This window comes from Kitasatospora sp. NPDC054795, assembly GCF_053611565.1.
The window spans coordinates 47426-50806 of sequence record NZ_JBSHAP010000069.1; the positions used below are offsets into that span (position 1 = coordinate 47426).

At 74.5% G+C, this 3381-nt stretch carries 2 protein-coding genes and 1 pseudogene; all 3 read left to right on the plus strand.

The window, feature by feature from the left end; genetic code table 11:
• Nucleotides 1-116 precede the first annotated feature (116 nt).
• Nucleotides 117-386: pseudogene (locus tag ACWGJO_RS24285) on the plus strand (amidohydrolase family protein); the annotation flags it as partial.
• Nucleotides 387-775: 389 nt separating this feature from the next.
• Complete coding sequence (locus ACWGJO_RS24290; RefSeq protein ID WP_452186781.1) at nucleotides 776-2197, plus strand: erythromycin esterase family protein; 1422 nt, start codon at nucleotides 776-778, stop codon at nucleotides 2195-2197.
• Nucleotides 2198-2306: 109 nt separating this feature from the next.
• Nucleotides 2307-3212 (plus strand): immunity 49 family protein, encoded by a 906-nt coding sequence (locus ACWGJO_RS24295; RefSeq protein ID WP_452186782.1) that lies wholly within the window; start codon nucleotides 2307-2309, stop codon nucleotides 3210-3212.
• The last annotated feature ends 169 nt before the right edge of the window (nucleotides 3213-3381 follow it).

Here is a 3381-nt window from a genome sequence, read left to right on the forward strand (position 1 = left end):
CACCTTTTTTACATCCCACACCTCCCATTGCGTGTTGTCTTTTTGTGTGGGGGTTTGTTTTTTTTTTTACCCCCCCCCCCCCCCCCCCGCGGGGGGGGGTGTGGGGGGCCCCCCCCCACCGCCGCCCCACCCGCGACCTGAGCCAGGCCCCGCACAACCCCGGCCAGGCGCTCACCGCTCTGGAGTCGCTGCTGGCGATGACCGCCAACGCCGCCCGCGCGGCCGGTGAGGAGCAGCTGGCGGGCCGGATCACCGTCGGCCACCGCGCCGACCTCACCGTGTTCGCCGCCGACCCGCTCACCACCCCGGCCACCGAACTGGCCGACCTCCCCGTCCTGCTGACCGTCCTGGACGGCCGTCCCACCCACCGGTCCGCCTCGCTCTGAACCGACCGCGTCCGGCGAACGCCCGCCGGCCCCGCCGTGCACCCCCGGGCGGGGGCACGCGGGGCCGCCCGGGCCCCGCGTCCGTGTCCGTGTCCAGTCGTCCTGAACCCCGCAGCCCCCGCGCTCCGTTGTCTTCTGCTTCCGTTGTCCGTACGGTGGTCCCGCGCTCCGACCCGCCCCGCCGGGAGCGCCGGACCTCCCGGGGGTTGTCCCCCGCCGGATCCGGTGGTGTTCCCCAGTGCGTCGCCGCCCCCCGGTGATCGACGATTCGTTGGCCGGCATTCGTCGGCGAACCGTCCGCACCCATCGAACCGGCTGCCCGAATCGTCGAATTGACGGATCGGCGGACCGGCGGACCGATGGTTCGAGGAACCGAGGAGCAGCCCGACATGACCGCACGCAGCGAGGAGCGCGGCAAGCGCATCGACCGACGCGCCCTGCTGACCGCCACCGCGGCCGCCGCGACCGCCGCCCTGCTCGCCCCCGCGGCCCGCGCGGACCAGCCGACGAGCGCCGACCGGCCGGACAGTGCAGACCGGACGGACCGTCAGATCTCCACCGTGGTCCGCGAACTGGGCGAGCTCGCCCACCCGTTGCGGTCCACCGAACCCACGGGCCGGACCACCGACCTGCGGCCGCTGGGCGCGATGATCGGCGACGCCACGGTGGTGGGGCTCGGCGAGGCCACCCACGGCGCGCACGAGTTCTTCACCTTGAAGCAGCGGGTGCTGCGCCACCTGGTCGAGGAGAAGGGGTTCACCACCTTCGCCCTGGAGACGAGCTGGTCCAGCGGCCTGCGGATCGACGACTACGTCCAGGGCCGCACCGGCGGCAACGCCCGGCAGCTGGTGAAGGACACGATGGGCACCTCGCCCTGGGAGCGCCAGGAGTTCGCCGACCTGATCGACTGGATGCGCGACCACAACCGTGAACACCCGCTGCGCCCGGTCCACTTCCTCGGCGACGACCTGGACTTCCCCGCGATCGGCGACCAGCTCTTCGACCGGGTGACCGCCTATGTGCGCGAGGCCGCCCCCGGGTCGCTGCCGCGGCTGGAGCAGCTGTACGCCGGCCTGCGCCCCTTCGACGACGCCATCGGCTACGTCACCACGCGGCCGCTCGCCGAGCGGCGGCAGAACGCCGTCGTGGCGCAGCGGACGCTGGAGCTGGTCACCGCCGCCGGGCCCGCGGCCGGAGCCGGGGCCGGGGGCAAGGAGGACGAGGCGTACGCGTGGGCGGTGCAGAACGCCCGGAGCATCGCCCTGACCTTCGCCTTCAGCGCGGTGAACCTGGAGGACACCGCCGACGTGGCCGCGATGCAGCAGCTCCGCGACCGGGCGATGACCGACAACACCCTCTGGTGGCAGCGCCGTACCGGCGGGAAGGTGCTGCTGTCCGCGCACAACGGCCATGTCGGGTACCGGAGCAGCGACCCCGAGCTCTACCCCAGGACCCAGGGCGAGTACCTGCGCGACGCCCTCGGCACGGGCTACGTCGCCATCGGCCTCACCTTCGGCCGCGGCTCGTTCCTCACCAAGGACTCCCCGTTCGCCCCCGACTGGAAGAAGGTCACCGTTCCCCCGGCCACCGCCGGAATGAACGAGTACGTCCTCGACCGGGTGCGCCCCCGCGACTACTACGTCGACCTGCGCTCCGCCCCGCCGGCCACCCGCTCCTGGCTGGACACCGCCCGCCCGACCTACGACGCCGGGACGGAGTTCCGCAGCGACCCGCTGCCGCGTCTGGCGATCGGCCCGGCCTACGACGCGCTGGTCCACCTCCACGAGACCGGCGCGGCCCGCCTCCTCTGAGCGCCGGCTCCCGGTGTCAGTGGTCGCTGCTAGCGTGCCTCTCCGTCAGCACGGGTACGCGGGACAACGGACCGCACCACCGACGGGGAGGCACCAGCACGTGCGGGAAGTGACGCGTCACACCGTGGTCCAGCAGCGGATCCGCGACGCCCTGGGGGACGTCCGCGGCCGGGCGCTCGGCCACTGGTACGACCTTGAGGACGAGTTGACCATCGGGTCGGTCCGCGCGATGGGCGAGGAGCTGCTCGACCACGTCGCCGCCCTCTCCCTGGAGGACGGGGCCCTCACCGGAGCCGACGCCCGCGCGGCCCTGTGGACGGCGGCCGAGTGCGCCCTCGGCGTGCTCCAGCTCGGCTGCTTCCCCCGGGGCGACTTCGACGTCCCCTTCCCGTACATCGGCAGAACGCTGGACAGCGAGGACGTCCGCTTCGGTGCGGTCGTGGACTTCGCGCCCACGGCCGCGACCTGGGTGGAGGCCTTCGCGATGTGCCTGATCGGCGGTCTGCTGCCGCACCGCGACCGCATGCTCGGCCCACTGCTCGTCGAGGACTACGCGCCCGCGGTCCGCGACGGCCTGCCCCACTCGGACCTGACGTCCGTCTCCGAGCCTGCGGACCTGGCCGGGATGACGGCCCTCGGCTCGTACCTCTTCGTCGTGGAGACAGAGCGGTCGCCGTGGATCGCCCCCGGTCCCGTCCCGCTCCGCAAGCCGGACGCCGACGAGCGCGCGGCCGCCGCCCGGGGCCTGGACGCCGCGGCCGGGGCGGCGCCCGGCGGGCTGAGCCCGGACCAGCGACTGCTGCGGGTCCTGCTGGACGACAACCGGGCCGCCTTCGAGGAGGCACTCGCCGCCCGCCTCGCCCTCCACCGCGACAGCACGCCCGCGACGGCCCGGCCCCGCACCCTGCTCCCGGTCGTCCCGATCGCCCTCGCCGCCCTCGCGGTCCAGGCGCACGGGTGGGAGCTGGGCATATCCTCCGGCTACCTCCCGGCGACGCTGGTCGGCGCGGGCTGACCGACCCTCGGATCGACCGGCCCGCACCGGCCCCGCCGGCCCCCAACGACCCCGCCCGGCCCGCCCCGACGCCCGGCTCTCCACTCTCCCCCCGAACGCCGACGGCCGGGGGCGGCGGACGGCCGCCCCCGCCCGCAAACCGTGCGCCCCGCCGCCGCGGGGGCGGCGG